Origin of the sequence: Chelatococcus sp. YT9 (assembly GCF_018398315.1) — a bacterium.
GTDB lineage: Bacteria > Pseudomonadota > Alphaproteobacteria > Rhizobiales > Beijerinckiaceae > Chelatococcus.
On record NZ_JAHBRW010000001.1, the window covers coordinates 2,768,824 to 2,792,012 of the forward strand.

25 protein-coding genes and 1 tRNA gene are annotated in these 23,189 nt (G+C 60.7%); 12 read left to right on the plus strand and 14 right to left on the minus strand.

Going from position 1 to position 23,189, the window contains the following annotated elements; translation table 11 throughout:
- Nucleotides 1-2 precede the first annotated feature (2 nt).
- The gene (gene map / locus KIO76_RS12595) at nucleotides 3-830 is read right to left on the minus strand and encodes a type I methionyl aminopeptidase (RefSeq protein ID WP_213323602.1); all 828 of its coding nucleotides are present in this window, start codon (nucleotides 828-830) and stop codon (nucleotides 3-5) included.
- A 296-nt stretch (nucleotides 831-1,126) separates the two neighbouring features.
- On the opposite strand from map, the gene KIO76_RS12600 reads away from it, so the two are divergent.
- Nucleotides 1,127-1,885 (plus strand): FkbM family methyltransferase, encoded by a 759-nt coding sequence (locus KIO76_RS12600; protein WP_502761885.1) that lies wholly within the window; start codon nucleotides 1,127-1,129, stop codon nucleotides 1,883-1,885.
- Nucleotides 1,886-1,943: 58 nt separating this feature from the next.
- Here the strand turns inward: KIO76_RS12600 and KIO76_RS12605 are convergent, their stop codons facing one another.
- Nucleotides 1,944-2,264, minus strand: a complete 321-nt coding sequence (locus tag KIO76_RS12605) for a hypothetical protein (protein ID WP_213323603.1) — start codon at nucleotides 2,262-2,264, stop codon at nucleotides 1,944-1,946.
- Between the two features lie 155 nt (nucleotides 2,265-2,419).
- Nucleotides 2,420-3,130, minus strand: a complete 711-nt coding sequence (gene sfsA, locus KIO76_RS12610) for a DNA/RNA nuclease SfsA (protein ID WP_213323604.1) — start codon at nucleotides 3,128-3,130, stop codon at nucleotides 2,420-2,422.
- A 184-nt stretch (nucleotides 3,131-3,314) separates the two neighbouring features.
- Between sfsA and KIO76_RS12615 the strand changes: the two genes are divergently transcribed.
- Nucleotides 3,315-4,073 (plus strand): competence/damage-inducible protein A, encoded by a 759-nt coding sequence (locus tag KIO76_RS12615; RefSeq protein WP_213323605.1) that lies wholly within the window; start codon nucleotides 3,315-3,317, stop codon nucleotides 4,071-4,073.
- A 99-nt stretch (nucleotides 4,074-4,172) separates the two neighbouring features.
- Nucleotides 4,173-4,679 (plus strand): xanthine phosphoribosyltransferase, encoded by a 507-nt coding sequence (gene gpt / locus KIO76_RS12620; protein ID WP_213323606.1) that lies wholly within the window; start codon nucleotides 4,173-4,175, stop codon nucleotides 4,677-4,679.
- Nucleotides 4,680-4,684: 5 nt separating this feature from the next.
- On the opposite strand, the gene cbiB is transcribed toward gpt, so the two are convergent.
- Nucleotides 4,685-5,692 (minus strand): adenosylcobinamide-phosphate synthase CbiB, encoded by a 1,008-nt coding sequence (gene cbiB / locus KIO76_RS12625; protein ID WP_249729585.1) that lies wholly within the window; start codon nucleotides 5,690-5,692, stop codon nucleotides 4,685-4,687.
- Between cbiB and cobD the strand changes: the two genes are divergently transcribed.
- A complete protein-coding gene (gene cobD / locus KIO76_RS12630; protein WP_213323607.1) occupies nucleotides 5,691-6,707 on the plus strand; it encodes a threonine-phosphate decarboxylase CobD in 1,017 nt (338 codons plus the stop codon). The two genes, cbiB and cobD, sit on opposite strands and share 2 nt — an antisense overlap.
- Before the next feature lie 75 nt (nucleotides 6,708-6,782).
- Nucleotides 6,783-6,869 (plus strand) — tRNA-Leu (locus tag KIO76_RS12635).
- 74 nt (nucleotides 6,870-6,943) lie between these two features.
- Here KIO76_RS12635 and KIO76_RS12640 read toward each other — a convergent pair.
- The 3 genes from KIO76_RS12640 to KIO76_RS12650 all read right to left on the minus strand — a co-directional run bounded on the left by KIO76_RS12640 (nucleotide 6,944) and on the right by KIO76_RS12650 (nucleotide 9,951).
- Complete coding sequence (locus tag KIO76_RS12640; RefSeq protein WP_213323608.1) at nucleotides 6,944-7,657, minus strand: hypothetical protein; 714 nt, start codon at nucleotides 7,655-7,657, stop codon at nucleotides 6,944-6,946.
- A gap of 506 nt (nucleotides 7,658-8,163) precedes the next feature.
- Nucleotides 8,164-8,979, minus strand: a complete 816-nt coding sequence (pcaD, locus tag KIO76_RS12645) for a 3-oxoadipate enol-lactonase (RefSeq protein WP_213323609.1) — start codon at nucleotides 8,977-8,979, stop codon at nucleotides 8,164-8,166.
- Nucleotides 8,980-9,396: 417 nt separating this feature from the next.
- Nucleotides 9,397-9,951, minus strand: coding sequence for a Ros/MucR family transcriptional regulator (locus KIO76_RS12650; RefSeq protein ID WP_213323610.1), 555 nt, complete (start codon nucleotides 9,949-9,951; stop codon nucleotides 9,397-9,399).
- 1,408 nt (nucleotides 9,952-11,359) lie between these two features.
- Between KIO76_RS12650 and ypfJ the strand changes: the two genes are divergently transcribed.
- A complete protein-coding gene (gene ypfJ / locus KIO76_RS12655; RefSeq protein ID WP_213323611.1) occupies nucleotides 11,360-12,259 on the plus strand; it encodes a KPN_02809 family neutral zinc metallopeptidase in 900 nt (299 codons plus the stop codon).
- Nucleotides 12,260-12,287: 28 nt separating this feature from the next.
- Here ypfJ and KIO76_RS12660 read toward each other — a convergent pair whose 3' ends face one another.
- On the minus strand, nucleotides 12,288-13,478 hold the full coding sequence (locus tag KIO76_RS12660; protein WP_213323612.1) for an FAD-dependent oxidoreductase: 1,191 nt from the start codon (nucleotides 13,476-13,478) through the stop codon (nucleotides 12,288-12,290).
- Nucleotides 13,479-13,493: 15 nt separating this feature from the next.
- The gene (locus tag KIO76_RS12665) at nucleotides 13,494-13,754 is read right to left on the minus strand and encodes a zinc-finger domain-containing protein (protein WP_213323613.1); all 261 of its coding nucleotides are present in this window, start codon (nucleotides 13,752-13,754) and stop codon (nucleotides 13,494-13,496) included.
- A gap of 267 nt (nucleotides 13,755-14,021) precedes the next feature.
- Here KIO76_RS12665 and KIO76_RS12670 point away from each other — a divergent pair, with 267 nt between their 5' ends.
- From KIO76_RS12670 to KIO76_RS12680, 3 genes are all read left to right on the plus strand, one after another.
- Nucleotides 14,022-14,807 carry an alpha/beta fold hydrolase gene (locus tag KIO76_RS12670; RefSeq protein ID WP_213325241.1) on the plus strand — a complete coding sequence of 262 codons (786 nt, stop codon included), beginning with the start codon at nucleotides 14,022-14,024 and terminating at the stop codon, nucleotides 14,805-14,807.
- A gap of 290 nt (nucleotides 14,808-15,097) precedes the next feature.
- Nucleotides 15,098-15,940, plus strand: coding sequence for a serine O-acetyltransferase (cysE, locus tag KIO76_RS12675; protein WP_213323614.1), 843 nt, complete (start codon nucleotides 15,098-15,100; stop codon nucleotides 15,938-15,940).
- A 75-nt stretch (nucleotides 15,941-16,015) separates the two neighbouring features.
- The gene (locus tag KIO76_RS12680) at nucleotides 16,016-16,228 is read left to right on the plus strand and encodes a DUF3126 family protein (protein WP_110375552.1); all 213 of its coding nucleotides are present in this window, start codon (nucleotides 16,016-16,018) and stop codon (nucleotides 16,226-16,228) included.
- A 47-nt stretch (nucleotides 16,229-16,275) separates the two neighbouring features.
- Here the strand turns inward: KIO76_RS12680 and KIO76_RS12685 are convergent, their stop codons facing one another.
- On the minus strand, nucleotides 16,276-17,016 hold the full coding sequence (locus KIO76_RS12685) for a hypothetical protein (RefSeq protein ID WP_213323615.1): 741 nt from the start codon (nucleotides 17,014-17,016) through the stop codon (nucleotides 16,276-16,278).
- A gap of 413 nt (nucleotides 17,017-17,429) precedes the next feature.
- Between KIO76_RS12685 and KIO76_RS12690 the strand changes: the two genes are divergently transcribed.
- On the plus strand, nucleotides 17,430-17,960 hold the full coding sequence (locus KIO76_RS12690; protein ID WP_213323616.1) for a gamma carbonic anhydrase family protein: 531 nt from the start codon (nucleotides 17,430-17,432) through the stop codon (nucleotides 17,958-17,960).
- A 22-nt stretch (nucleotides 17,961-17,982) separates the two neighbouring features.
- Here the strand turns inward: KIO76_RS12690 and KIO76_RS12695 are convergent, their stop codons facing one another.
- From KIO76_RS12695 to KIO76_RS12705, 3 genes are all read right to left on the minus strand, one after another.
- The gene (locus tag KIO76_RS12695; protein WP_213323617.1) at nucleotides 17,983-18,618 is read right to left on the minus strand and encodes a transglutaminase-like cysteine peptidase; all 636 of its coding nucleotides are present in this window, start codon (nucleotides 18,616-18,618) and stop codon (nucleotides 17,983-17,985) included.
- 102 nt (nucleotides 18,619-18,720) lie between these two features.
- A complete protein-coding gene (locus KIO76_RS12700) occupies nucleotides 18,721-19,380 on the minus strand; it encodes a transglutaminase-like cysteine peptidase (protein ID WP_213323618.1) in 660 nt (219 codons plus the stop codon).
- Nucleotides 19,381-19,623: 243 nt separating this feature from the next.
- On the minus strand, nucleotides 19,624-20,250 hold the full coding sequence (locus KIO76_RS12705) for a PilZ domain-containing protein (protein ID WP_213323619.1): 627 nt from the start codon (nucleotides 20,248-20,250) through the stop codon (nucleotides 19,624-19,626).
- Nucleotides 20,251-20,634: 384 nt separating this feature from the next.
- On the opposite strand from KIO76_RS12705, the gene KIO76_RS12710 reads away from it, so the two are divergent.
- Both KIO76_RS12710 and KIO76_RS12715 read left to right on the plus strand, forming a co-directional pair.
- Nucleotides 20,635-21,435: a rhomboid family intramembrane serine protease gene (locus KIO76_RS12710; RefSeq protein ID WP_213323620.1), complete on the plus strand. Its 801-nt coding sequence runs from the start codon at nucleotides 20,635-20,637 to the stop codon at nucleotides 21,433-21,435.
- A 177-nt stretch (nucleotides 21,436-21,612) separates the two neighbouring features.
- The gene (locus tag KIO76_RS12715) at nucleotides 21,613-22,044 is read left to right on the plus strand and encodes a CBS domain-containing protein (protein WP_213323621.1); all 432 of its coding nucleotides are present in this window, start codon (nucleotides 21,613-21,615) and stop codon (nucleotides 22,042-22,044) included.
- Between the two features lie 10 nt (nucleotides 22,045-22,054).
- Here KIO76_RS12715 and KIO76_RS12720 read toward each other — a convergent pair whose 3' ends face one another.
- A complete protein-coding gene (locus tag KIO76_RS12720; protein ID WP_213323622.1) occupies nucleotides 22,055-23,110 on the minus strand; it encodes a patatin-like phospholipase family protein in 1,056 nt (351 codons plus the stop codon).
- Between the last annotated feature and the right edge of the window lie 79 nt (nucleotides 23,111-23,189).

The following is a 23,189-nucleotide window of genomic DNA, read 5'->3' on the forward strand; positions in this document are numbered from 1 at the left end:
CCTCACGTGGCATTGGCGAAAGGAGGACAATGCAGACCGGCGGGCGAAAGCGTGAAGATCTCGACCCCCGTCTCTGTGACGCCAACGGTATGCTCGAATTGCGCGGACAAGGAGCGGTCGCGCGTCACGGCCGTCCAGCCGTCGGAAAGCACCTTCACCTGCGGGCGCCCCAGGTTGATCATGGGCTCGATGGTGAAGATCATGCCCGGCTCGAGGGCCACTCCCTCGCCGGGGCGGCCGAAATGCAGGATGCTTGGCTGTTCGTGGAATTCAAGACCGATCCCATGGCCGCAGAAATCCCGGACCACCGAGCAGCGTTCTGATTCGGCGAATTCCTGAATGGCAGCGCCGATATCCCCCGTCGTGGCTCCTGGCCGTACCACGCCGATCCCGCGCATCAGGGATTCATATGTGATCTCGATGAGCCGCAAGGCGCGGCGCGGGACTTCACCGACGGTGTACATGCGGCTGGAGTCCCCATGCCAGCCATCACGGATAAAGGTGACATCGATGTTGATGATATCGCCTTCGCGCAATGGCTTGTCGTTAGGCTGACCATGGCAGACCACGTGATTAAGAGACGTGCAGCAGGAGTGCCGATAGCCGCGGTACATGAGCTGGGCGGGGAGGGCGTCGTGCGCCATACCGAAATCGAAGACCAGCTTGTCGATGGCCTCGGTCGTGGTGCCGGGATTGACGTGGGCGGCCAGCATATCGAGGCATTCGGCGGCAATACGGCCGACCCGGTGCATGCCTTGGAAAGCCTCGCGGCCATAGATCTTGATACCGTTGCCGCGGCGGCTCACAAGAGCATCGCTGAGCTCGATCATCACGCTTACCCCGAAGAAGCCGTGTTCAGAAAAGCCGATTGCAGCACGGAAGGCGCCATTCCGGCGAGGGTCATGCGGCCTCCTGCTTACGCAGCAGGCGGCGTACCGATGATCCCCCGCGCCAACTCTAGTCCATGCCGAGATCACCGCAAGGGGCGAAGGAGTGGACGCCCGCTGGCGTATCGATCGCGGGCGGTGTAAGTATCCCCACCATGACGCTCGTGAATGCCGGCTCCTATGATAGCGAGCCATTTGGAACCTTTGCCCCGACGAATCCGCTGCGGTCCATCATTGCCATGACCCGCGCGATGCCTGACGTCTGGCTTCCGAAGCGGACCGCGCTTGCCCTGCGCAATATCGCGTTGCGCAGTATGGATGGACGCCCCGTGGACGTCGAGACGCTCGGCGTGCGCATGCGTCTCTTCCCGTACAACAACATCTGCGAGAAGCGCATTCTCTTCACGCCGCAATATTTCGACGTGAAGGAGCGGGAAATCCTCGCGAGCCGCCTGAAAGGCGATTGCACCTTCATCGATATCGGCGCGAACGTAGGCGCTTATAGCCTTTTCGTCGCCGCGCAGGCCGGCCCGCGTGCCCGCATTCTCGCCATCGAACCACAGCCCGACATATTCGAACGGCTCGTCGCGAACATCCGCTTCAATCCGTTCGGCACCATCAAGGCCATCGCCTGCGCGCTGGCCGATAAGTCCGGCGAGTTGACCCTGTTTCTCGACTACGAGAACCGGGGTGAATCGAGCGTCAAGATCGTCGGTTCAGAAAACACTACGGCGATCCGCGTGCCGGCCAAGACCCTGCTCGAGCTTCTGCGCGAGGAGGGCTTCGAGCATTTGGACGCGGCCAAGCTGGACGTGGAGGGCGCCGAGGATCTCATCATGGAACCGTTCCTGGATCAGGCGCCGGCTTCGCTGTTTCCCAAGCTCCTGATCATCGAAGACGGGGAGGGGCGCTGGCATACGGATTTACCGAAGCGCCTCATTTCGAAAGGATACCGCTTCGTGATGCGAACGCGCCTCAATCTGATCTTCGAAAGATGAAGATTTGAGCGAGGACGGCTATCGGAGAGATGCCGCCCACGCGTGAGATCGGCGTGCCTCAGATCTTCGGCTGCGGCTGGTTCTGGTATTTCTTTGAGTCGCGGGCGAGCTCAAGACATTCCTGCAGCTCGACATAGCTCGGGGTGCCATCGGAGCGGGTTTCCGAGAGGCAGCTGTCGACGCTTCCGGTCGAGAAGGTCTTCCATTCCTTTTCAATCGCCGCATGAGCGCTTTTTTCATCGTTCATGCATTGATTAAAGGTCGTCTTGGACTGTGCGCCGAATTCCGCGGCCGCACGGCAGCTGGGCGCGGTGTCGAGCGTGGGCACGGGGCCTTCGGCGGCGAGAATGAGGTGTGCGCCAATGGCCAGGGCAGTCAACGGGAATGGCATATCAACCCTCAGAAGTGTGGTGAAGCCTGGGACCGGCCTCAGGCGCTGCTTAATCTTGGCGCAAGGTGCCTGATGCGTGTGTCAATAACAACAAAGATTATGATTTTAGGTAACCGGCATCTGCCGTGCTTATGGAAAGCCCTTCACCCGATAATCGGGACAAGTCGATCGGCCGCGATCATCTCAGTGTTCAACCGGCAGGTGATGGCATAGGCCTCGACACCGCGCGATCTGGCGTGGTCAAACGCCGCCGCATAGGTCGGGTCAATGTCGCGGGCAAGGGTGAAGCGCTCGGCCTCCATCTGGATCACAAACAGCATGACAGCGCGGTACCCGTCCTCGGCCATGTCGCCGAGTTCGTGGAGATGCTTCGTTCCGCGCGCGGTGACACAATCCGGGAATTCCGCGAAGCCGGGCTGGCGCATCATATGGACGTTCTTCACCTCCACATAGCAGGCGGGACGGTCGTCATCCTCCAGAAGAATGTCGACGCGGCTCGCGCGACCGTATTTCACTTCCCGGCGCAGGCGCGCATAGCCGGCAAGCGGCGGAATGACGCCGGCGGCGATCGCCTCGGTGGCAAGGCTGTTCGGCAGCGACGTGTTGATGCCGACCAATTGCGGGCCTGCTCCAAAGTCCGCCTCGACCATCTCCCAGGAGTGGCGTAGCTTTCGGGCCGGATTGGGCGAAAGCGACAGCCAGACTCGGTTGCCGGGCGTCACGAGGCCCAGCATGGCCCCCGGATTGGCGCAATGGGCTGTGATGGTGCTTCCATCGGTCAATTGCACGTCGGACAGAAAGCGCTTGTATCGCGTGATCAGGCGACCTTCGATCAAAGGTGAGGGAAATTGCATCAAAGGCCTCGCGGGAGAACGAAGGACAGCTGGGGTTATCAGCGTCCGTTTCCGTTCTCAAGGCCGCCTTGCCACCGCTGCTTTGCCACGCTGAAGCTTGCACTCTTGAGAGAGGCCGGTCCAGAGAGTAGATCAACGCGAGCGCAGGGCTATCGTCGGCCCTCGGTGGGCAAGGAGAGTGAACATGAGCGAGGCGGCTGCGGTTGAGATGAACGTGGTGACGGCTGCTCTTCTTGTGATCGGCGACGAGATTCTCTCAGGCCGTACCAAGGACAAGAATATCGGCTATATCGCTGAATATCTCACGGCGATCGGGATCGATCTCACCGAGGTTCGTATCGTCGCCGATGACGAAGCTGCGATCATTGACGCACTGAATGCCCTGAGAAGCCGCTACACCTACGTGTTCACCACCGGCGGCATCGGCCCGACGCATGACGATATTACCGCTGACAGCGTCGCCAAGGCCTTCGGTGTGCCGATCCATGAAGACCCGCGCGCCATTGCCTGTCTGCTGGAGCGTATCAAGCCGGAGGACCTCAATGAGGCGCGCCGCCGCATGGCGCGGATCCCGGAAGGCGCGGAACTCGTCGCAAATCCGGTTTCCAAGGCCCCGGGCTTCTGGATCGGCAACGTCATCGTGATGGCCGGCGTACCCGCGATCATGCAAGCGATGCTCGACAGTGTGGCCCCGAAACTCGCCACGGGCCGCGTGATGCTATCCGAGACCATTCGCGCCGAATGCAAAGAAGGCGATGTGGCCGGGCCGTTGCGCGAGATCGCCGAGCGCTACCCCGATGTGATCATCGGTAGCTATCCCTTCAACGACGAAACCGGCTTCAAGACCAATCTGGTGCTGCGTTCCCGCGAGGCATCGCGGCTCGCCATCGCCGCGGAGGCCGTGCGCCATATGCTGACGTCCCTCGATGTTGTGCGCCCCTGAGACGGCTCGGCCTGATACAACGAGCCCTGAATTCATCATGCGCACAGCGCTTCGGCCAAGGCCGTTTCGCCAAGACGAAAGTGAACGAAAGATAGTGTAATGGTAGGATCTTCAGAAAAAGCCTTCCCCGTGTCGTGGGATCAATTCCACCGGGATGCGCGCGCCCTGGCGTGGCGTCTACACGCCTTCGGGCCATTCGACGCCATGGTCTGCATTACAAGGGGGGGCCTCGTCCCTGCAGCCGTCGTTGCGCGCGAATTGGAGATCCGCCTGATCGAGACGATTTGTGCGGCGAGCTATCACGACTACAAGAACCAAGGCGACCTGAAGATCCTCAAGGACGTCTCACCCAGCATCAAGGCACTTGGCGGCGGCACAGGCAAAGGGGTCCTCGTCATCGACGATCTGGTCGACACCGGGAAGACCGCGCGCATGGTCCGCGAAGTTTTGCCGGAGGCCCATTTCGCTGCGGTCTATGCAAAACCTCAAGGCCGTCCGGCTGTCGACACCTTTATCACCGAAGTCTCACAGGACACCTGGATCTATCTGCCCTGGGACATGGGACTTACTTTCCAGCCGCCAATCCGCGGTGGCGCAGCGGGTTGAGTCCGTTAGGAGAACAGGACAAACAACGCGGCGATCAGGAGCCACTGCAGGACGCAGGCATTGCGGTAGAGGGCGAGCGCGCGGCGGATGTCCGCGGGACCTGCGTCCGCACGGCCGTCGCCCATCCAATGGTCATGGACGACATGGCCATGGTAGGTACGAGGGCCCGCGAGCCTGAGTCCAAGCGCCGCCGCCATCGCAGCCTCCGGCCAGCCGGCATTCGGCGAACGGTGGCGCGGCGCATCGCGCTTCATCGCCTGAAAGATGCCTTGCCGCGCGACATGAGGCGTTATCCAGGTCGCGGCGATGAGGAGGCAGCCAGCGAGCCGCGAGGCTGGGAGATTGACAAGGTCATCGAGGCGCGCCGAGGCCCAGCCGAAGGCATCGTGCCGCGGTGTGCGGTGGCCGATCATGCTGTCGGCGGTGTTGATCGCCTTGTAGAGGGCCATGCCTGGGAGGCCCGCGATGACGAGCCACATGCCGGGGGCCACGACGCCGTCCGCGTAGTTCTCGGCGAGGCTTTCGATCGCGGCGCGGGCAACGCCCTGTTCATCGAGGCTCTCCGGATCCCGGCCGACGATTTTCGAGACAGCCTCCCGGCCGCCTCGCAGCCCGCCTTTCTCCAGCCCATCCGCGACAGCGCGGACATGGGTGAAAAGACTGTGCTGGGCGAGCCCGGTGGAGGCGATGATGGCGAGGATGATGAGACCCGGCAGCACCAGTATCAGCGGCAGGTGATAAAGGATGCTCTCGATAAACCAGGCGATGCCCCCAACGATGGAAAGGAGCAGGACGAGCGCCACGATCCCCCAGCGCCGCCGCGTCGCAGGGGCGTGCTTTTCCTTGTTGAGGTGCCTGTCGAGCCATGCGATCAGCCTTCCCATCCATGTCACCGGGTGGCCGATGACGCGGTACAGGCGCTGCGGATAGCCGATCAGCGCCTCAAGGGCGAGCGCCACGGCGGCGATGATAAGGGTCGTTTGCAGGTCCATGGTGGAAGAAGGCGATAACATGTCTGGATACGCAGGAATATCGCCCGTGCTCCACGGTGGCGATCTCGGCGCCGCAAGCCGGACTTTTCCCCAGGCACGTCAACCCTGGGTCGATCTTTCGACGGGTATCAATCCGGTATCCTACCCCATTCCGGCACTTCCCCCTGCGGTCTGGACGCGTTTGCCCGAACCAGCCGAACTGGACGCGCTTGAGAAAGCGGCCGTCGTCGCCTATCGCGCGACGGCCGGAACGCATGTGGTCGCCGGGCCGGGAAGCCAGGCGCTGATCCAGCGTATTCCGTGGCTTCTTTCCCCGCGCCGCGTCGCGGTGCTGGGGCCGACCTATGGTGGACATGCGCCCGCCTGGACGGCGGCCGGCCACAGTGTCGAGATCGTGTCCTCACTGGCGCACCATCGCGACGCGGCTGTTGTCGTTCTGACCAACCCGAATAATCCCGACGGGCGCAGTCTCTCGGCCGAGACGCTCGCCGAAGTGGAAGCGCAACTTGGCCCGACGGGGCTGCTTGTGATCGACGAAGCCTTTGCGGACGTGATGCCGGATGTCAGCTTCGCCGATCGGCTCGCGGGCCGTCGGCGCGCGCTCGTCCTTCGGTCTTTCGGCAAATTTTTTGGCCTTGCCGGCGTGCGGCTTGGCTTCGCGCTGACAAGTGACGACGACCTCGCGCGGCGGCTGCGCGATCACCTCGGCGCCTGGCCGGTTTCCGGCGCAGCCATCGCGATTGGACAGACGGCACTTGCTGATACGAACTGGCATGTGGCCATGAGAGCCGCGCTCGCGGCGGCGACCCGACGCCTCGACGATCTGCTCGGCAGGGCGGGGCTTGCGGTAGTCGGTGGCACGACGCTCTTCCGTCTTGTGAGGAACGATGCGGCGGAGCAGTGGTATCGGATGCTCGGGGAGAGCGGCATTATCGTCCGGCGTTTTCCCGAGGAGCCGCTTCATCTCCGCTTCGGGCTTCCTGGCACAGAACCTGAATGGGCACGCCTTGCCGCGGCACTGGATAGTTGTGCGTGAGGCTTGTCACGATCAGTCCTGCGCTTGCTCTATGGGCGCGCGCCGGATAACCCTTCATGGGTGAGCAAGAGCTCGGCGGACGTGGCGAAATCGGTAGACGCAGCAGACTTAAAATCTGCCTCCTGTATAGGAGTACGGGTTCGAGTCCCGTCGTCCGCACCACCATTGATCGGATATCACCTTTCTGAAGAATTTGGGTGTGGTGTACCGCCGATCGTCCAGGAGGTCGGGCCCGCTCAGGCCGGGGCTTCGGCGCGTTTGCGAATGCCCCGGTGAATCGCCAAGTAGTCGCCAAGCGTGCCAGTATATTCATGATGGCCCATGTGCGAGACCTTCGCGGTGAGATCACACCAGATTTCACCGCCGCATTCGTTGATCCAACGGTCACAGAATGCGAAATCTTCGCCGATGAACAGCCCCGTCTCATCGATACGCGTCGTGAAGAGATCATAGAACCTGTTCACCGCATAAGGGAATTCATCAGCATCGCCGGCCCGGTATTCGGTGTGCTGATACTTCTTCACCATCGTTTCCAGCACATCGCGTCGCAGCAGCATCAAGCCCGTTCCGATGCGTTTGACGCGCGCGAAGTTGTTGCGCACATCCTTTGGTGGGACCGCGCCAGTCATGACGCCCGGGTCCTCGAAGACCACGTTCCAGTTCACCGCGGCTTCGTGGAAAGCGTTGAGGTCTCGGGGCTGCACGGCACGCGTGGGTAGGTTCCGATAGCTCTTGGCAACATAGGGCGCTGCAACAAAAGGTACCTCGCAGCGTAGCATGTTCAGGATCGTCCTTGCCTCGAACTTCATATCTGAATCGACGAAGAGGAGGTGCGTCGCGTCCTTGTTTGCCAGAAACTCACTGACGATCATGTTGCGCGCGTGATGAACAAGTGCACATCCGCGCATGAAAAAGACACTCGCGGCGGCCTTCCGGTCCCGCAATTGCATGACAGTATCCATGATGGATAGCGATGTATCGGTATAAATACGACGATCGTACGCTGGCACAGCGATAAAGAGGCTTGTCCGCTTCATGGAAAACCCGGTGAGTTGACCACCATCGCAGCCTCGAGTTCTGCGATTTTCAGCCCATCTAACATTGGTGCCGGTGGATACTCAAATACTTCCCCACGCGCCGTCGGCGCTTTTCCAGACATATAATCCGGATTTATGCAGTCGACCGACTTTGCCTTTCCGGCGCGAGTGGCTGCGGTGGACGCATGCGTGGACCCGAGGCCTCGTGCACTATTGGCATTCCATGAAGCGACAATAGGACGGCTGATGAGAAGACCGGCAATCGAAGCCAAGAGGGCGACTGGCCTGCCGAGACGATCCGCGGCCGAATAGAGGCGGAGCACTGCAAAGGCATCCGGTCCCTCCTGCAAGTGTTCTGCAAAATTCCCCGCACCTGCGCACGTCCCGGCCCGCGTCGTTCTTGATCCTGGATGAGGAGATTAGCCGTCAGCCGTTTCGTCTCTGTCATGCTCCGAGAGGAAGTCGAGAAGATGGTGCGTAAATACCTCGGGTTGTTCGACATTAGCAATATGGGCGGCGTTTTCGATAATCATCAGGCGCGCATTTGGTATCGCTTGCGCGATGATTTCTGCACCAGCTACCGGCGTGGTTGGATCCTGGCGTCCGACCATGACCAGTGTAGGAGCGGTGATCATGGGAAGTCGATCGGTAAGATCGAGTGCCATTAACGCGTGGCAGCAGCCGATGAAACCATTTGGCTGCGTGGCGCGGATCATGCCGCGCACCCAATCCATCCCCGCGGGATTGGCAAGCCGAAAAGCCTCAGTGAACCAGCGCTGTATGGTAGGTTCGACGAGGGGCTCCATGCCATCTGCGCCGCTCGCGGCATCGATCCGGCCCTGCCACATCGGGCGGTGCGCGTCACTGTAGGCGCTGAGCGTATCGGCCAGCACAAGGCTTTCGATGTATTCGGGATGGGCGATAGCCAGTTGCTGCCCGATCATACCGCCCATCGACAAGCCGACAAAGTGGGTGCGTCTGATGCCGAGTGCGTCCAGAAGCCCGCGAATATCCTCAGCGAGCGCGGCGATATCAGGCGTACTGGGGGGCATCGATGATCCACCGTGGCCTCGTATATCGTAGCGCAATACCCGAAAATTCCGAACAAGCGCCGCCATTTGAGGCTGCCACATCTCTAGATGAGCGGCGAGGGAGTGACTGAGCGTAACGACGGGCGCTGCTTCCGGCCCTTCGATACGCACATTGACACGAAGATCTGCAACTTGAATGTGCATGGCGAATAGTCCGTCCGCTTCTTCATTCGTGAGGGTCGGAAGAATTGTATGGAAGATCTTCCATCTTCGAAAGGAGGCGCGATGGTGGCGTGGGTGCTTGAATATTCATACAACGAGCGGCCTTTAGCCGTGAAGATCCCCCGCACTTGCCAATATTCGAGCAGATCAACGCGTGTTGACGCCATCCGGCTGCTCTCAATAAGGTTGAGCTGCGGGCGCCTCGCAGGTTCTCCATTCTACTGAAGCACCGCGGGTATCCCTTGAAGCGCGATCCTGCGCATATCAGCACAAAAAAAGCCTGTCCCGGATAACCGGAACAGGCTTTTGCAGGAAGCACTCTACCTCTTCATGATCTGAACGCTATAAATTCTAGCGCGAGATCTGACGAATTCCGATAAACGGAATGAATGTCGTCGTTTACGCCTTGGCGGCGGCCTTCTTGCGTGGAGCGGCCTTGCGCTTTGCAGGGGCGGCGGCCTTGACTTCCGCAGCAGGTTCCGCCGCCGCAGCTTTTGCCTTGCGCCCGGATGACTTGGCTGCTGGAGCGGGTTCAGGAGACTTGCGGCGCTGCTGACCAAGACCCATGGTCTTGGCGAGTTCCGAACGGGCCGCCGCGTAGTTAGGAGCAACCATCGGATAGTCGGCGGGGAGACCCCACTTCTGACGATACTCCTCGGGCGTCATGTCGTAACGCGTACGCAGGTGACGCTTGAGCGATTTAAACTTCTTCCCGTCCTCCAGGCAGACGATGAAATCTGCTGTGACCGACTTCTTGATCGGAACAGCAGGCTGAGGCTTGGAAACCGGCTCTTCCGTCGGCGCTCCGAGGCGCTGCAGTGCAGTATGGATATTGGAGATCAAGCCGGGAAGCTCGCCGACAGCTACACTGTTGTTGGCGACATAAGCCGCGACAATTTCTGCCGCGAGTTCGACGGATGCGACGCGATCCGCAGTTTCAGAAGATGTTGTCATGGGAACCTCTCGCGTACGAGTAATCACTTTCGATTTTTGATCGCTTATTCGATTATTTCAACCTAATCAACTATGGATGTGGCGAAAAATGGTCGAAGGCATGATAAAAATATGCGATGCACTAAGCTGCAAGTGCTCATCATGCACCATCATTCCCTTTTCTTGGCATCCATCCTGTTTTCGAAGGTTGCCCTTATGGCTCCGCCTGCAACTGCTTTTCGGGTATCCTACTTGAGAAGTTGCATTGCGAAAAGGCAGTTCTCTCACATAGCCGGCTCTGCTGATTTGTATATTCGATCAACGTGATCTTGTATACTCTTGACGTATATGTATAGAGCGATTTTGTCGCGATTGGTGAATTTTTGTTGGCCATTTTTGGCATGCTTCGCATTTGTTTTGGTCAAAGAGCGTAAGGGTATCAAGGGGGTATCAGGCGCTATGCTTTGCGCTTTTATGCGCCGCTAGCAGCATCTTCGGTTCCAGTTGTAATGGATGCCCTTTATCATGTTGATTTGTATATATTTTTTCAAGGGGCAATCTCCCTATCTCCTATCGGCGCGATCTCGGCAGTTGAATGGTTTTGCGGAAAATCGCGTGTCTCGAAAATTCGCAATAGGAAAGCGGTATCCGCCAGCTGTGATGTTTCGGTAGAATGGCCCGCTACATCCGCTCCCGCCCGTATCACTGCCGGATACTGCAATCCGCTTGGATTGCCCAGAAGAGCGCTATTGAAAGGAGCGATGCCGTAGCGATGTGTACGTAAGTCTGCTTTGGCCAGCCTTGGCTTGGTTGAAGACCTCGTGCTGGGCATCGGACGAAGCGGTTGTGCTTGAATCTTCCAATAAATATTACTTATTGCTACCGAGCCTCAGCATTGGAAATCGCTGCGCGCGAATCCACAGATTCACTGGATTGTGGTCCGCGCATAGGAGCGCGTCGACTTCATCTTGCCTGTGGAGCCTTTTGTAAGAAAGCAGATCCCGAATCAGTTCGGCAGCCTCCCGAAGCCGCGCATTCGGTCCATACGCGCAAGAGCAGCACTGTCGTCGGGTGGACTGCCGATTGAGTGACTTCCATGGAGCGGACCCGTATGGCGGCCGTCTAGGTGGCTTTTTCTCTGATCCAACATCCGGAAACACGTCGGCATCTTTTGGGTCGGCATGACCGTCGCTGCATTCTCGGCCCAAGGCGGGCCCGCTTTCCGAAGGGATCTCCTTATCCACTGCTCGTCGAAAGGCGGCTTTGATCGAAGGTGGTTCATCTCTCAATCTTTGTCGCGGCTCCAGGGATGTATTTCGGGAACTTTTCTCTTATGCGATCGTCTTGATCGAGCGATGGCAAGGGCGGTCTTCGTGCTGACCTATGCTAAGATCGCTGACTTCGTGCTGGCCTTGGAAGGGCAAGAGCAATGCGTTGGGATGATTTTCGGCGATCCGATAACGTGGAGGATCGTCGTGGAGGGGGCGGCGGCGGGTTCCGAATTCCGACAGGCGGCCGGGGTGGCCGATTGGGGATTGGAACCATTGTGGTGCTCGGCCTGCTCGGCTGGGCCTTAGGTATCGATCCGCGCCTTCTGATCACCGGAGCGGAGATGCTTTCTGGTGGGGGCGGCGAGTATTACGAACCCGCACCGCAGCAGACGGGTCGTTCGGGCCAGCCAACGGATAGGGAAGGGCAATTTGCCTCGGCCATTCTGGGCAATACCGAAGACGTCTGGAAAGTCGTCCTCCCGCAGCAGGTTGGCGTGAACTATCAAGCGCCGCGCATGGTGCTTTTTTCCGGGGTCACGCGCTCAGGTTGCGGTACTGCGCAATCAGCGACAGGGCCTTTTTACTGTCCGCTTGACCGCTCGGTTTATATCGACCTCGACTTTTTCCGGGAAATGCGCTCACGCTTCAATGTTAGCGGCGATTTTGCTTACGCCTATGTCCTTGCCCACGAAGTGGGCCACCATGTCGAGAACTTGCTCGGCATCCTGCCAAAGGTGCAGGAAGCCCAGCGTCAATCGTCTCCAGCGCAAGCCAACCAGCTGTCGGTGCGCGTCGAACTCATGGCCGATTGCCTCGCCGGCGTCTGGGCAAGCCATAGCGACGCGAAGTACCGCTCACTGGAGCCCGGGGATGTCGAAGCGGCTATGAATGCCGCGAGCGCCATCGGCGACGATAGCCTGCAGAAGGCCTCACAGGGCTATGTTGTGCCAGAGAGCTTCACCCATGGCTCATCAGAGCAGCGGGTGCGCTGGTTCACCACCGGTCTGAAGTCAGGCAAGGTGGAGGCCTGCAACACAATGAGCGGCGGGCGACTATGACGTAAAAAGGGCTCTGCGGCCGGAATATCTATTGAGGCGTCCAGCCGTAGAGCCAGTCATAGCGCGCGAGAAACCCCTCCGCTCCGAGGCGTCTCATTGCCAGGTTGCGCGCCACAGCGAGGGGCCAGCGCATGTGATAGATTGCGCCATTGCGACGCGCCTCGGTCTGAACACGCGCGGCCCGGGCCTTGCGGACCTCCTCGAAGGATGCAAGGGCGCTCCCTGTAGCGGTCAGTTCACCCGGGTGGGGGACGATGAGCTGCGCGAGAATGGCGGCATCCTCGATAGCGAGCGCGCCGCCTTGTGCGAGAAAGGGCAGGACGGGATGGGCCGCGTCGCCCATCAGAACCACATTGCCATGGCTCCAGCGCGGCAGAGGCGGCAGGTCATGCAGCGGCCACAGAAGCCATCGCGGCACCGCCTCGACGAGCTTGCGAAGTTTGCTGTCGCATCGGCGTATCCTGCGTTTGAGCTCGGCCGGATCGCCTGGTTTGGCGTTGCCGTCAATGGCCGTCTTGCTGGCGATGATCGCTACGACGTTCAGTTCGCGGCCGCCCGCGACCGGATAATGAACCACATGCGCGTCGCGGCCGAGCCATAGGCGCGACTGCTTGCCCCTGAGTTCGGCGGGCACATCGGCTATCGGCAGCGTCGCCCGCCACGCGATATAGCCGCCGAATTCAGGTTCCGCTGGCGCGATCTTCTCGCGCACTCTGGACCAGAGACCGTCAGCGCCGATGACCAGGGGCGTATCGATGGTTTCCTGACCACGATCGCCGGTCACGCTGACCACGGCCCCGCCGGGGCCTTCAAGAATATCGACAGCCTTCCGGCCGATGCGCAGGCGAATGTTGGGAGTGGAGCGCGCTGCATCGAGCAGCACGGTGTGCAGATCACTCCGCAGAACGACCCAGTACGGCGCCCCATGGCGGTTGCGCATGGCGCGTCCCAGTGGCATCGCGGCCAGTTGCCGCCCGTTGCCCATGGCGTGGACGGTGAGCTGTTCAGGTTCCACGGCGCGGCGGCCGACGGCCGAGCCGAGGCCGAGATCCACGAGGACGCGGCTGGCGTTGGGCGACAGCTGGATACCGGCCCCCGGTTCCGTGAGGACGGTGCGCTGTTCCACAACGGTGACGCCAACGCCACGGCGCGCCAGTGCCAAGGCAATGGTGAGACCGCCGATGCCGCCACCGACGACGATCGGATCGGCGTTCGTCATTGATCGCTGCGTTTCTTAACCGACGGCCGCGACGGTCGCGTGGTCGTTCCAGAGGCTGTCTTCCGGAATGCAGGCGGTGGTCGCCAAGTCGCCGCGGTAGCGATAGAGCGTCGAGCAATAGCTGCAGACTGCTTCCTTGTCGTCGCCCATGTCGATGAAGATGTGCGGATGATCGAAGGGAGGCAATGCGCCGATGCACATGAACTCTTTTGCGCCGACTTCTATCACACGGACACCGCGCGTATTGTGGAAATGAGGGATGCTCTTGTCAGCCATCGTCGCTATCCAAACTGCGGCGGCGGTCGTCGCCTTACTGAATCGGCCGGCACCATAGTCGCTATCGCGGATGCCGCCAACCATCTCCTTGATTTCATGGCAGCGTCGGATCGTCTCGGTTCAAGCCTGGAGCGACAGGATTGGGTGAACCGAGCCAGGGGGGTGGCGAAGGCGCCATGCCCACCATCCGGAATTAAGGCTTGGACGCAGCCTGTGAATAAGCAATTGTCGAGCCTGTTCCAGCCTTCATCGCATGTGGTCTCATCAATGCAGAGCTTTTCGTCCGCCGGCGTTCGCATCGCCTTCGTAGACCTGCCGCCCGCGGAGGGGCGGGGCGATCCCGTCATTCTCGTCCATGGCTTTGCCTCGAACCACACGGTCAATTGGCTGAACACGTCCTGGGCCAACACGTTGGGACGCGCGGGCTACCGTGTCATAGCGCTCGATAATCGCGGCCATGGGGCCAGTGAGAAGCTCTATGAGCCCGCGGCTTATGAATCTCACATCATGGCCGATGACGTGCGCCGTCTGATGGACCATTTGGCGATCGAACGCGCGGACGTCCTTGGTTATTCCATGGGCGCGCGCATTACGGCCCATCTCGCGCTCGCCGCTCCCGAACGCGTGCGATCGGCGGTTCTCGGCGGACTTGGGATCCACCTCATCGAGGGCGTTGGATTGCCGATCGGAATTGCCGACGCCATGGAGGCGCCCTCGCTCGATGACCTCACAGACCCGATGCAGCGCATGTTCCGAGCCTTCGCGGAGCAGACAAAAAGCGACCTCAGGGCGCTCGCCGCCTGTATCCGCGGCTCCCGCCAAACCCTGAGCCGCGACGATGTGGCGCGCATCGCTGTCCCGACGCTCGTCGCGGTTGGTACCAAGGATGATGTCGCGGGTTCCGGGCCGGCCCTCGCTGCCCTGTTGCCGCGGGGCCGCGCGCTCGACATTCCTGGGCGGGACCATAATCTCGCCGTCGGCGACAAGGTGCACAAGGCCGGCGTGATAGCGTTTCTCGCTGAAGCAGCGGCTGACGGGACCCCGACCCGATAATATTTCAATGGTTTGCCGGCGTTATCTGACGAGGCGATTCAAGCTGCGGCTGCGCTGCTTCGACCGATGGGGTCTGCGGTTCTGATTCAAGATCGCCTGCCAAGTGCCTGGCAAGATGGTCCTTTGTTGTGGCGGCGCCGTTATTGTGTGGGACGCGTCGCCCTTGCTATTGTTAATCTCGCTTGGAATACGCATTTGCGGTGCAGGTGTTGGAAGGTGGCGGCAAGAGCCCTGCGGAGAGTTCCGCGGCCGTTACCTTGGCGACCCAGGCCGGCTCACGGAGAGACTTGATGTCGTATCGCGGTCAGATCAGAGCGGACGGCGCGCAGCGCCGCGGTGTGGAACTGCTCGATCCGTTGTGGTCGCAGATTCGGCGTGAAGCCGAAGGCATCATCGCCCGTGAAAGCGAGATGGCGAGCCTGATCGTCAGCGTGATCCTGAATCATGAGTCGCTCGAATCGGCGGTTTCCCACCGGATCGCCGGGCGTCTCGCGCATCCTGCGCTTCCCGCTGACTTGATTAGCCAGGCGTTCCGGGAGGCGATCAGCCATGACCCGGCAATAGCCGAAGCAATGCGGGCCGATATTCTAGCCGTCGCGGACCGCGATCCCGCCTGCACCCGGATGATCGAGCCGGTGCTTTACTTCAAGGGTTTCCACGCGATCCAGACCCATCGGCTAGCCCATTGGCTCTGGAACGAGGGGCGGCGGGACTTCGCTCTCTATCTGCAGAGCCGTTCGTCTGAAGTTTTCCAGACCGACATCAATCCGGCAGCGCGCATCGGCAAGGGAATTTTCCTCGATCATGCAACGGGGCTCGTCATCGGCGCCACGGCGGTAGTGGAAGACAATGTGTCGCTGTTGCAGGACGTCACGTTGGGCGGCACGGGCAAGGAACAGGGAGATCGCCATCCAAAAATCAGGCATGGCGTGCTCATCGGCGCTGGCGCAAAGATTCTCGGCAATATCGAGGTTGGGCATTGCGCCCGCGTCGCCGCCGGCTCCGTGGTTCTGCAGCCTGTTCCATCCAATACAACGGTCGCAGGTGTTCCGGCCCGCGTTGTCGGAGCGGCGGGCTGCGCGGAGCCCGCACGGCGGATGGACCAGATTCTAGCGGACAAAGGGACGGATTGAGCCGGTCCTTCTTGCTCTCCGGGTTCATGCGTGGCAAGGCGGTGACCTGGATCGTCGAGCTTTAGAGGCCACAGGATGGACAAGACCGAACTCGCGAAGATCGAGCGTTTTCTGCGCCGCACTTTCGCCAATCAATCCATCAGGGTCGTTGCGCGCCCTCGCAAGACGGATTCCGCCGAGGTTTATGTGGGCGAGGAATTCCTGGGGGTGCTGTTCCTCGACGATGAGGATGGCGACAAGTCCTATAGCTTCCAGATGGCGATCCTGGACGCCGATCTCGAAGACTGACACGCAGAGCCTCCGCTCGAGACGTGTATGCTTGGCGCGCCTGGCGCCTAGGGGCGGTGGGCTTGGCCGTGGATCAGGGCGGATACGATCCGCTTGACGCCGTCTGAGAGATGCGGCCATTCGCTCAGGCGAGCAGGGCTGAAGCGGACCACCGCGTCCAACATGCCGATATGCAGCGTCGTGGTGCAAAGGTCGGCTGGTGAGCCCTTCTGCGCGTCCTCATTCTGGGGACACCGCACGAAGAAGGCCTCGCCATCCGTCGTGGCAAAGCCCTGCGCTGCCACGAGCAGACGTTCGTTGGCATAGCGCGAGCCAGCCTTGAAGCTGTATGAGATGAGTCCCGCTGGTCCGGGCTCTGGTTTTGTATCAACGAAGCGGCTGTAGGTCCTGTTCAGGCGTTCGCTGGGCGCCGAGAGTGGATCGGCGGGTCCCAAAGAAATCAGCACTGAGCGATCAAGCAACGAGCCGTTTGCGGCATCGTCGTGCTGCGGAGCCGCGTTGCTCCGCGGCCAGTCGATGATGAGTTCAAGACGCTCTATCCGCCCTTCGCCCGCAATGGGTGCACGCAGCCACTCCCGCGGTGCCGTCAGTGCAGTCTGGCCTATCTGATAATGCAGAACGGCTGGAAGGGGTTCTGGTTTGGCGGTCGCAAAGGCGAGGGCGATGCCTGTGGCAGTCCCCAATCCCACGATGGTCGCGGCCATGAAGGCCAGCACGGTGCGATCGGCCGAGCGTCGCCTTTGCGTTGGAGCATGCAGAAGTGCCGCGAAAATGGCCGCCTTCGCCATGGTGACATCTCCGCCTGTGGCGCGAGCCCACAGATCGCGGAACTCATGATGAACCATCATTTGCTCTGATGCTTAATGTTTCCTTGATAAAGGTCGCCCTCGCTTTTCGCTGTGGCGCAGATCGGGTGCGCGGTTGTGTCGCTCCGACGTGAGTGGCGCGATTTCCGGGCGTATCTGGGCAATCATGCAGGGCTCCGCTTGCTGAACCCTTAAGCTGATCCTTGCAAATTATCGGATCGGAGCAGAGCAACTGGCGAAGTTCTGGAGGCAGTCTCCAGAACTTCGCGGGCTGTATGATCTCTCGGCTGGGCTCATCGCCCTAAAGCCGCTTCACATCCCTCCTTGCGATGCCCTAGATTTCGGCGGTCGTCCCCATGCCCGGTTCGCGGGCGGACATAAGCGAGAGGGCAGAGATGGCGCTGTATCGACTAGGACAAAAAGAGCCGCAATTGCCGCCTCCCAACCACTTTTGGGTGGCGCCGGATGCACAGGTCATCGGCAATGTCGTCCTGGGTCGGGATGTCGGGATATGGTTTGGTGCGGTCCTGCGTGGCGATAATGAAGAGATCACGATCGGGGCAGGCAGCAATATCCAGGAGCTGTCGGTGCTCCACACGGATATCGGTTTCCCACTCGAGATCGGCGAAGGGTGTACGATCGGGCATCGCGCCATTCTGCACGGCTGCCGTATCGGGCCGAACAGCCTGATCGGGATGGGAGCGATTGTTCTGAACGGCGCAAGGATCGGTGCGAATTGCCTCGTAGGCGCCGGGGCCCTGGTGACCGAAGGCAAGGAATTTCCGGACGGCAGCCTCATCGTGGGCTCGCCGGCCCGTGTCGTACGTGCGCTTGACGAAGCGGCGATCGAGCGCTTGCGGCTGTCGGCGGTCGGCTACCAGGACAACTGGAAGCGGTTCGCCACCGATCTCAGCCCGATTGATTGAAGGGTGTAGCGTGCGGCTCGCCTTAGCGAGCCGCAGTGGCCGTCGTGGTATCCGGCGCGCCCAAGGCGACCCACAGGTTCGGGCTGACAGCCGATTGGCGCTTGAGATAGCGATAGCCCGTAGCGGTCCAAGGCAGGATCTGCTGGCGCTTGTTGTCGAGAACGAGATCGCCGATATCCGTGCGCACGGTGAGCACCGCATGGCCCTCGTCCTCCAAGTCGCGCACGACCGTGACGAGCAGGGCTTCCCGCGGCAGACCGGCCTTGATCAGCCGGCGGCGCTTCTCGAGGACATAATCCTCACAGTCTCCCTTGCCATCGGTAGGATAATCCCAGGATTCGACGACGCCCCAGTGATCCATGTCGCTGACGGGCTCGATCTCCTTGTTGACCTTCGCATTGATACCGAGCAGGAGGTTCCAGCTACGCGGGGTGATCATCACCTCCCGCGCCTGACCGTCCGCCACCTCGCAATCCGCGCCGTTCTTCCGGCAGAAGTCGGCCCAGCCGAGCGGAGCGCGCGCGTTGCCCATTTCGAGAGCCACGGGGGTGATGGGAAAGTTGGGCAATGCGGCTTGGCGGGTCTGTGCCATGGCTTGCGAGGTCGTAGCGGCGCAAAGGGACGCGAGGAACGCCACGACGCGAAGAGTGAACGCCATACTACAGTTTCCCAACTCGATAACGCTTCATTTACTCTTTCATGGCCCGGGCGCCGGAACAAGATGTGTTAACGCGCGTTAACCTTCTTTGTGATTATTTTGTTAATTTAGGGGCGAAAGCGTGGCCGTTGCCGCATTCCCCTCTTGCTCGCCGAAGGCGATCCAGCCTGGCTCACGCTGGCTTTCCCGCTTGATGAAGCGGTAGCCGGTTGCGCTCCAGGGCAGGACAGCGTCGCGCTTGTTGTCGAGGACGAAATCGCCGCGATCGGTGCGCACCATCAGTACGGCATGACCGGCATTGGCTTCATCCAGCACGACGGTGATGAGCAGCGCGCGCCTCGGCAGTCCGGCCGCGACAAGCTGCTTGCGCTTCTCGAGAACATAATCCTCACAATCACCAACGCCGTCGTCCGGAAAATCCCACGACTCGACGAGGCCCCAGTGCTGAAGGTCGGGCAGGGGGCGGATGTCGGCGTTAACGCGGCGATTGATCGCGACAATTTCACTCCACCGGCCTTGCGAGAGCATGATCTTCGCTGGTTCGGCGAGACTGATCGTACATTCCGACGGGTGGCGCTTGCAGAGATCAATCCATCCGATCGGCGCGCGTGTGGTGTCCTTAGTCGGTGCGGGATTGCTCGCGGAGGGGAGAGACGCGTGCCGCTCAACGGGAAGTGCCGGCTGGACGATCAGACCCGCCAGAACCGCGGCAATCGGGATGTGCAGGGGGCGAGGTTTGACTCGCTCCAATATCCGGATCATGACTCGTCCTCCACGCTAGTGAATGACGAGTATTTCCCGTAAATTGTTGCGTCTCACGTAAAATGATATTGTGATTTTTGATGTATTTATGGTCTAGATATTGTCATTCGGCATACGGTTTATGTCTTTTCCTGGGGAATGTTCCGTTAGGTATTAGCGGGTTCGTATGCGGCACACTCGGCATTGTGTGTGTCCTGCGGATGGATCCGAGCGGAATCGTCAGAGGGGCGGGCCGTGCGGCGATCAAGCCGCCGGTCCGATGATCCGCGCGAAGTCCTGTTTGCCCATGATCTCGCCGAATTCGACGGCGAAGCCGCCATTGAAATGCCTGACGACCTTAGCGCTCGTGCGGCCGACGATTACCGGCGAGCCCAACTCCGGCACGACGCTGGCGAGCAAAGCGGCGCCCGAGTGGGAGATGTCCATGATATGGACGTCATGCTGCGTCCCATCCGGCAATGTCAGTCCGATACCGGTGATGGTTGGGGTGACACGTTCGTGCCGGCGGACTTCGGGAGCTTTGATGGGCTCCCGATTGGCCAATGCTGTCATCTGGGCGGCGATTTTCTCGCGCTTGCGCGGGTTGGCCGTGATCGAGACAACGAAGCCCTGTTGTGAATGGCGAATGATATCGCCTTCCACGCGCCCGAGATGATCGAGATAAAGCACGGCATGTTCGCCGATTTCACCGCGGTTCGACGCCAGGACATGCATGTCCCCGGGAGACATGTCGATGGTCTGGCATGGAAACTCATGCCGCCCCTCGATCATGTAGCGGCCGAGGAGTGTGATTTTAAGCCGCTCGAAGCGCCGGCGCTCAGCGTCGTCGCCCGATGCCGGAGAAGAGATCTCGGTTGCTGCTGGCGCCATCTGTCAATCCATCAGTGTCGATGAAGGATAATACACAAAAAGGAAGAGCGCGCAGGGGCGCCGACCAAGGATCTTCCTAGCCTATTTCCATTAATGATTGATTGTTCATGAGAATATAATTGCAGTTATGGTCCTGTGTTCATGAAGGTTATCGCACGCATCGAAATGAATGATGGCGCAATATTATCAGAGGGTGTGTACAGATAAGTCAATCCTATCGGAAGCGTCCTTCGATGCGGAGATGGAGCAACTCTGAGCGTGATTGCGGAAGCTTCGCGAGCGGTGGTGTTTCCCCCGGAAAAATGTGCCAGAAGTCTTGAGCACAATGCTCTGGCCTGCCGTGGCCGCGCCGACCCCGTGAACTGCCGTAGACGAAGGAACTGGATGCCCTTGAACGCTTTCACACCGCATCGCCCCGCGCGCGAGCCGATGGTCAATGCGCCGCTGTCGGTCGTTCTTCTCATTGCCATGCTCGTTGTGATCCACGTCCTCCGGCTGGCGATCAGCGAGGAGGCGGATTTTCGAGTTCTCGTCGAGTTGGCGTTCGTGCCCGCCCGGCTCACGGTCGCGGTCATGCCGTCCGCGCTCGACACCATCCTCGCGGCCGCCGCGGCACGCGGGAGCCAGCACGTCCTTCTCGCCCAGCTCCTGCTGCAGGAAGGCACGAAGCCGTGGACGCTCATCACCCATGCCTTCCTGCACGGCTCGTGGACCCATTTGATTTTCAACGCGCTGTGGCTGCTTGCCTTCGGCAGCCCGGTGGCACGGCGCTTCGGCACGCTGCGTTTTGTTCTGCTGCTCGTGGTATGCGCCATCGTGGGCGCGATCTTCTATACATTGTTCAATCCCTACGGCGCGATACCGATGATCGGCGCCTCGGGTGCCATCTCCGGCGTCATGGCGGCAGCCTGCCGCTTCGTCTTCCAGCCTGGAATGCCATGGCTCGCCCATCAGCCCGGCATGGCGGAATACGCGAAAGCACAGAGCTGGCGGGAGATCATGAAAGATCGCCGCGCCATGAGTTTTATTGCGGTCTGGTTCGGCGTGAATATCGTGTTCGGGATCGCCGCCAGTCCGCTGGGGCTCGCTGATGGCGGAATAGCCTGGGAAGCGCATATCGGTGGCTTCGTTGCGGGCTTCCTGCTTTTTCCGCTGTTGGATCCGGCATCGCGCAGGCGCCGCTGAACGAGAAATGCGCCGGACCGGCCTGAGCGGCGCGCATGGTCCAGCGCGTCCCGCATCATTTCACGCGCACATCACCGGTAGCTTGGAGCTTGCGATCTCCATAAGCTTTCCCCACAATCTAAGACAATTGGTCGCAGGTTGTCCTCAGCCTGCGTCCCTGGAGGAAGGAGGAAGGCTATGTCGGTCGATCGTATTCTCGCCATGAAGGGTGGAGATGTCGTCACCATTCCGCCCCATCGCACGCTCGACGAAGCCGTCAAGCTTTTGGCCGAAAAGCATATCGGTGCCTTGGTCGTCGCCGGGGCGGATCGCAAAGTTCTCGGCATCATCACCGAACGCGATATTGTGCGGGTCCTCGCGAAGGAGGGTGCTGTCGCCTTCAGCGAAGCCGTTTCGGCGCATATGACCTCGAACGTCCGCACCTGCACCGGAAGCTTCCTCGTCAATGACGTCATGGAGATCATGACGCTTGGCAAGTTCCGGCATGTTCCGGTCGTGGAAGACGGCGTCCTAGTCGGTATTATCTCGATCGGTGACGTCGTGAAGCATCGGCTCGCGGAAGTCGAGCATGAGCATCAGGTTCTGCGCGAATATATCGCGACCGCCTGAGGCGGCGTTTCTATTCGATGGCTTGGCGGGCCGCAGATTCCTGGACGAGATACTCGCGGATCTCGTCCATCATTCGCTCGGCGGCCTCGGCGCCAAGCGTGATCGATTCGTCCGCCTTGTGGAAATCGAACAGGCCGATGCGATTGAGCTTCGGCGATATCATGATGTCGGGGGGATCGCCGGCGAGGCGTGAGCGGGCGATCCGGTCCTGCGTGATATTGAAGGCATCGACCATGACAGTTCCGATGCCGGGAACTCCGTCGGAGCGTGTTGCGAACTGACGCACGCGTTCGGCGACACCCCAGACGGGTCCAAGCAGGCTGCGTCGCTTCGCAGCCGCCTCCGCGATGATGGATTGCGTGCTCTGGGCGATATCCGGATCAACAACCGGGATGACCGCGCCGCGACTGCGCGCGTCACCGTTCAGATTGACACAGACGACCACATCCGCGCCGAGTGCCCGCGCCACCGTCACGGGAATGGGATTGACGAGCGCGCCGTCCATCAGCCACCGCCCGCCGAACTTCACCGCGTCGAGGACGCCGGGGAGTGCGTAGGAGGCGCGCATGATGTCCGTCAGAAGTCCCTTGGTCAGCCAGACCTCATGGCCACTGCCGAGTTCCGTGGCGACGGCGGCGAAACGGTGGGGCAGGCTCTCGGCACGAACGCCGACGAGGTTTTCATCGAGCAGCCGCTTCAGACGGTCACCGGCAATGAGCCCGGACCCATTGAGATGGAAGTCGAGGAGACCGATGACGCGCCGGCGCGTGAGGCCGCGCGCGAATTCCTCCAGCACATCGAGCTTGCCGGCGGAGAAGCAGCCGCCGACCACGGCGCCGATCGAGGTGCCGACGATGACATCGGGAACAAGTCCGTTCCGCTCGAAGGCTTTCATGACGCCGATATGCGACCAGCCGCGCGCTGCACCGCCGCCCAGCGCAAGCCCCAGCTTCACCCGGGAGGGCGCGCCGTAGGGAGCGGTGCCTGCGTCAGATGCGGGCGCGGCACCGGAGGTGGGACCTGCTGCTTCGGAACGCTTCGGTTCGGAGGCGCTTCTTTCCAACATCGCTGATGCCCCAGGCTGGTCTGTTGCGAGCGGCGGCAGTTTGCCACCGATTCGTTCACAAGCGCTTCAAGGCAGACCG

Excerpts from the sequence above, each read along its gene's own strand:
- map (WP_213323602.1), bottom strand. The coding sequence starts at position 830 with ATGATCGAGCTCAGCGATGCTCTTGTGAGCCGCCGCGGCAACGGTATC.
- KIO76_RS12600 (WP_502761885.1), top strand. The coding sequence starts at position 1,127 with ATGACCCGCGCGATGCCTGACGTCTGGCTTCCGAAGCGGACCGCGCTT.
- sfsA (WP_213323604.1), bottom strand. The coding sequence starts at position 3,130 with ATGCAATTTCCCTCACCTTTGATCGAAGGTCGCCTGATCACGCGATAC.
- KIO76_RS12615 (WP_213323605.1), top strand. The coding sequence starts at position 3,315 with ATGAGCGAGGCGGCTGCGGTTGAGATGAACGTGGTGACGGCTGCTCTT.
- gpt (WP_213323606.1), top strand. The coding sequence starts at position 4,173 with ATGGTAGGATCTTCAGAAAAAGCCTTCCCCGTGTCGTGGGATCAATTC.
- cobD (WP_213323607.1), top strand. The coding sequence starts at position 5,691 with ATGTCTGGATACGCAGGAATATCGCCCGTGCTCCACGGTGGCGATCTC.
- cbiB (WP_249729585.1), bottom strand. The coding sequence starts at position 5,692 with ATGTTATCGCCTTCTTCCACCATGGACCTGCAAACGACCCTTATCATC.
- KIO76_RS12640 (WP_213323608.1), bottom strand. The coding sequence starts at position 7,657 with ATGCAATTGCGGGACCGGAAGGCCGCCGCGAGTGTCTTTTTCATGCGC.
- pcaD (WP_213323609.1), bottom strand. The coding sequence starts at position 8,979 with ATGCACATTCAAGTTGCAGATCTTCGTGTCAATGTGCGTATCGAAGGG.
- KIO76_RS12650 (WP_213323610.1), bottom strand. The coding sequence starts at position 9,951 with ATGACAACATCTTCTGAAACTGCGGATCGCGTCGCATCCGTCGAACTC.
- ypfJ (WP_213323611.1), top strand. The coding sequence starts at position 11,360 with ATGCGTTGGGATGATTTTCGGCGATCCGATAACGTGGAGGATCGTCGT.
- KIO76_RS12660 (WP_213323612.1), bottom strand. The coding sequence starts at position 13,478 with ATGACGAACGCCGATCCGATCGTCGTCGGTGGCGGCATCGGCGGTCTC.
- KIO76_RS12665 (WP_213323613.1), bottom strand. The coding sequence starts at position 13,754 with ATGGCTGACAAGAGCATCCCTCATTTCCACAATACGCGCGGTGTCCGT.
- KIO76_RS12670 (WP_213325241.1), top strand. The coding sequence starts at position 14,022 with ATGCAGAGCTTTTCGTCCGCCGGCGTTCGCATCGCCTTCGTAGACCTG.
- cysE (WP_213323614.1), top strand. The coding sequence starts at position 15,098 with ATGTCGTATCGCGGTCAGATCAGAGCGGACGGCGCGCAGCGCCGCGGT.
- KIO76_RS12680 (WP_110375552.1), top strand. The coding sequence starts at position 16,016 with ATGGACAAGACCGAACTCGCGAAGATCGAGCGTTTTCTGCGCCGCACT.
- KIO76_RS12685 (WP_213323615.1), bottom strand. The coding sequence starts at position 17,016 with ATGGCGAAGGCGGCCATTTTCGCGGCACTTCTGCATGCTCCAACGCAA.
- KIO76_RS12690 (WP_213323616.1), top strand. The coding sequence starts at position 17,430 with ATGGCGCTGTATCGACTAGGACAAAAAGAGCCGCAATTGCCGCCTCCC.
- KIO76_RS12695 (WP_213323617.1), bottom strand. The coding sequence starts at position 18,618 with ATGGCGTTCACTCTTCGCGTCGTGGCGTTCCTCGCGTCCCTTTGCGCC.
- KIO76_RS12700 (WP_213323618.1), bottom strand. The coding sequence starts at position 19,380 with ATGATCCGGATATTGGAGCGAGTCAAACCTCGCCCCCTGCACATCCCG.
- KIO76_RS12705 (WP_213323619.1), bottom strand. The coding sequence starts at position 20,250 with ATGGCGCCAGCAGCAACCGAGATCTCTTCTCCGGCATCGGGCGACGAC.
- KIO76_RS12710 (WP_213323620.1), top strand. The coding sequence starts at position 20,635 with ATGCCCTTGAACGCTTTCACACCGCATCGCCCCGCGCGCGAGCCGATG.
- KIO76_RS12715 (WP_213323621.1), top strand. The coding sequence starts at position 21,613 with ATGTCGGTCGATCGTATTCTCGCCATGAAGGGTGGAGATGTCGTCACC.
- KIO76_RS12720 (WP_213323622.1), bottom strand. The coding sequence starts at position 23,110 with ATGTTGGAAAGAAGCGCCTCCGAACCGAAGCGTTCCGAAGCAGCAGGT.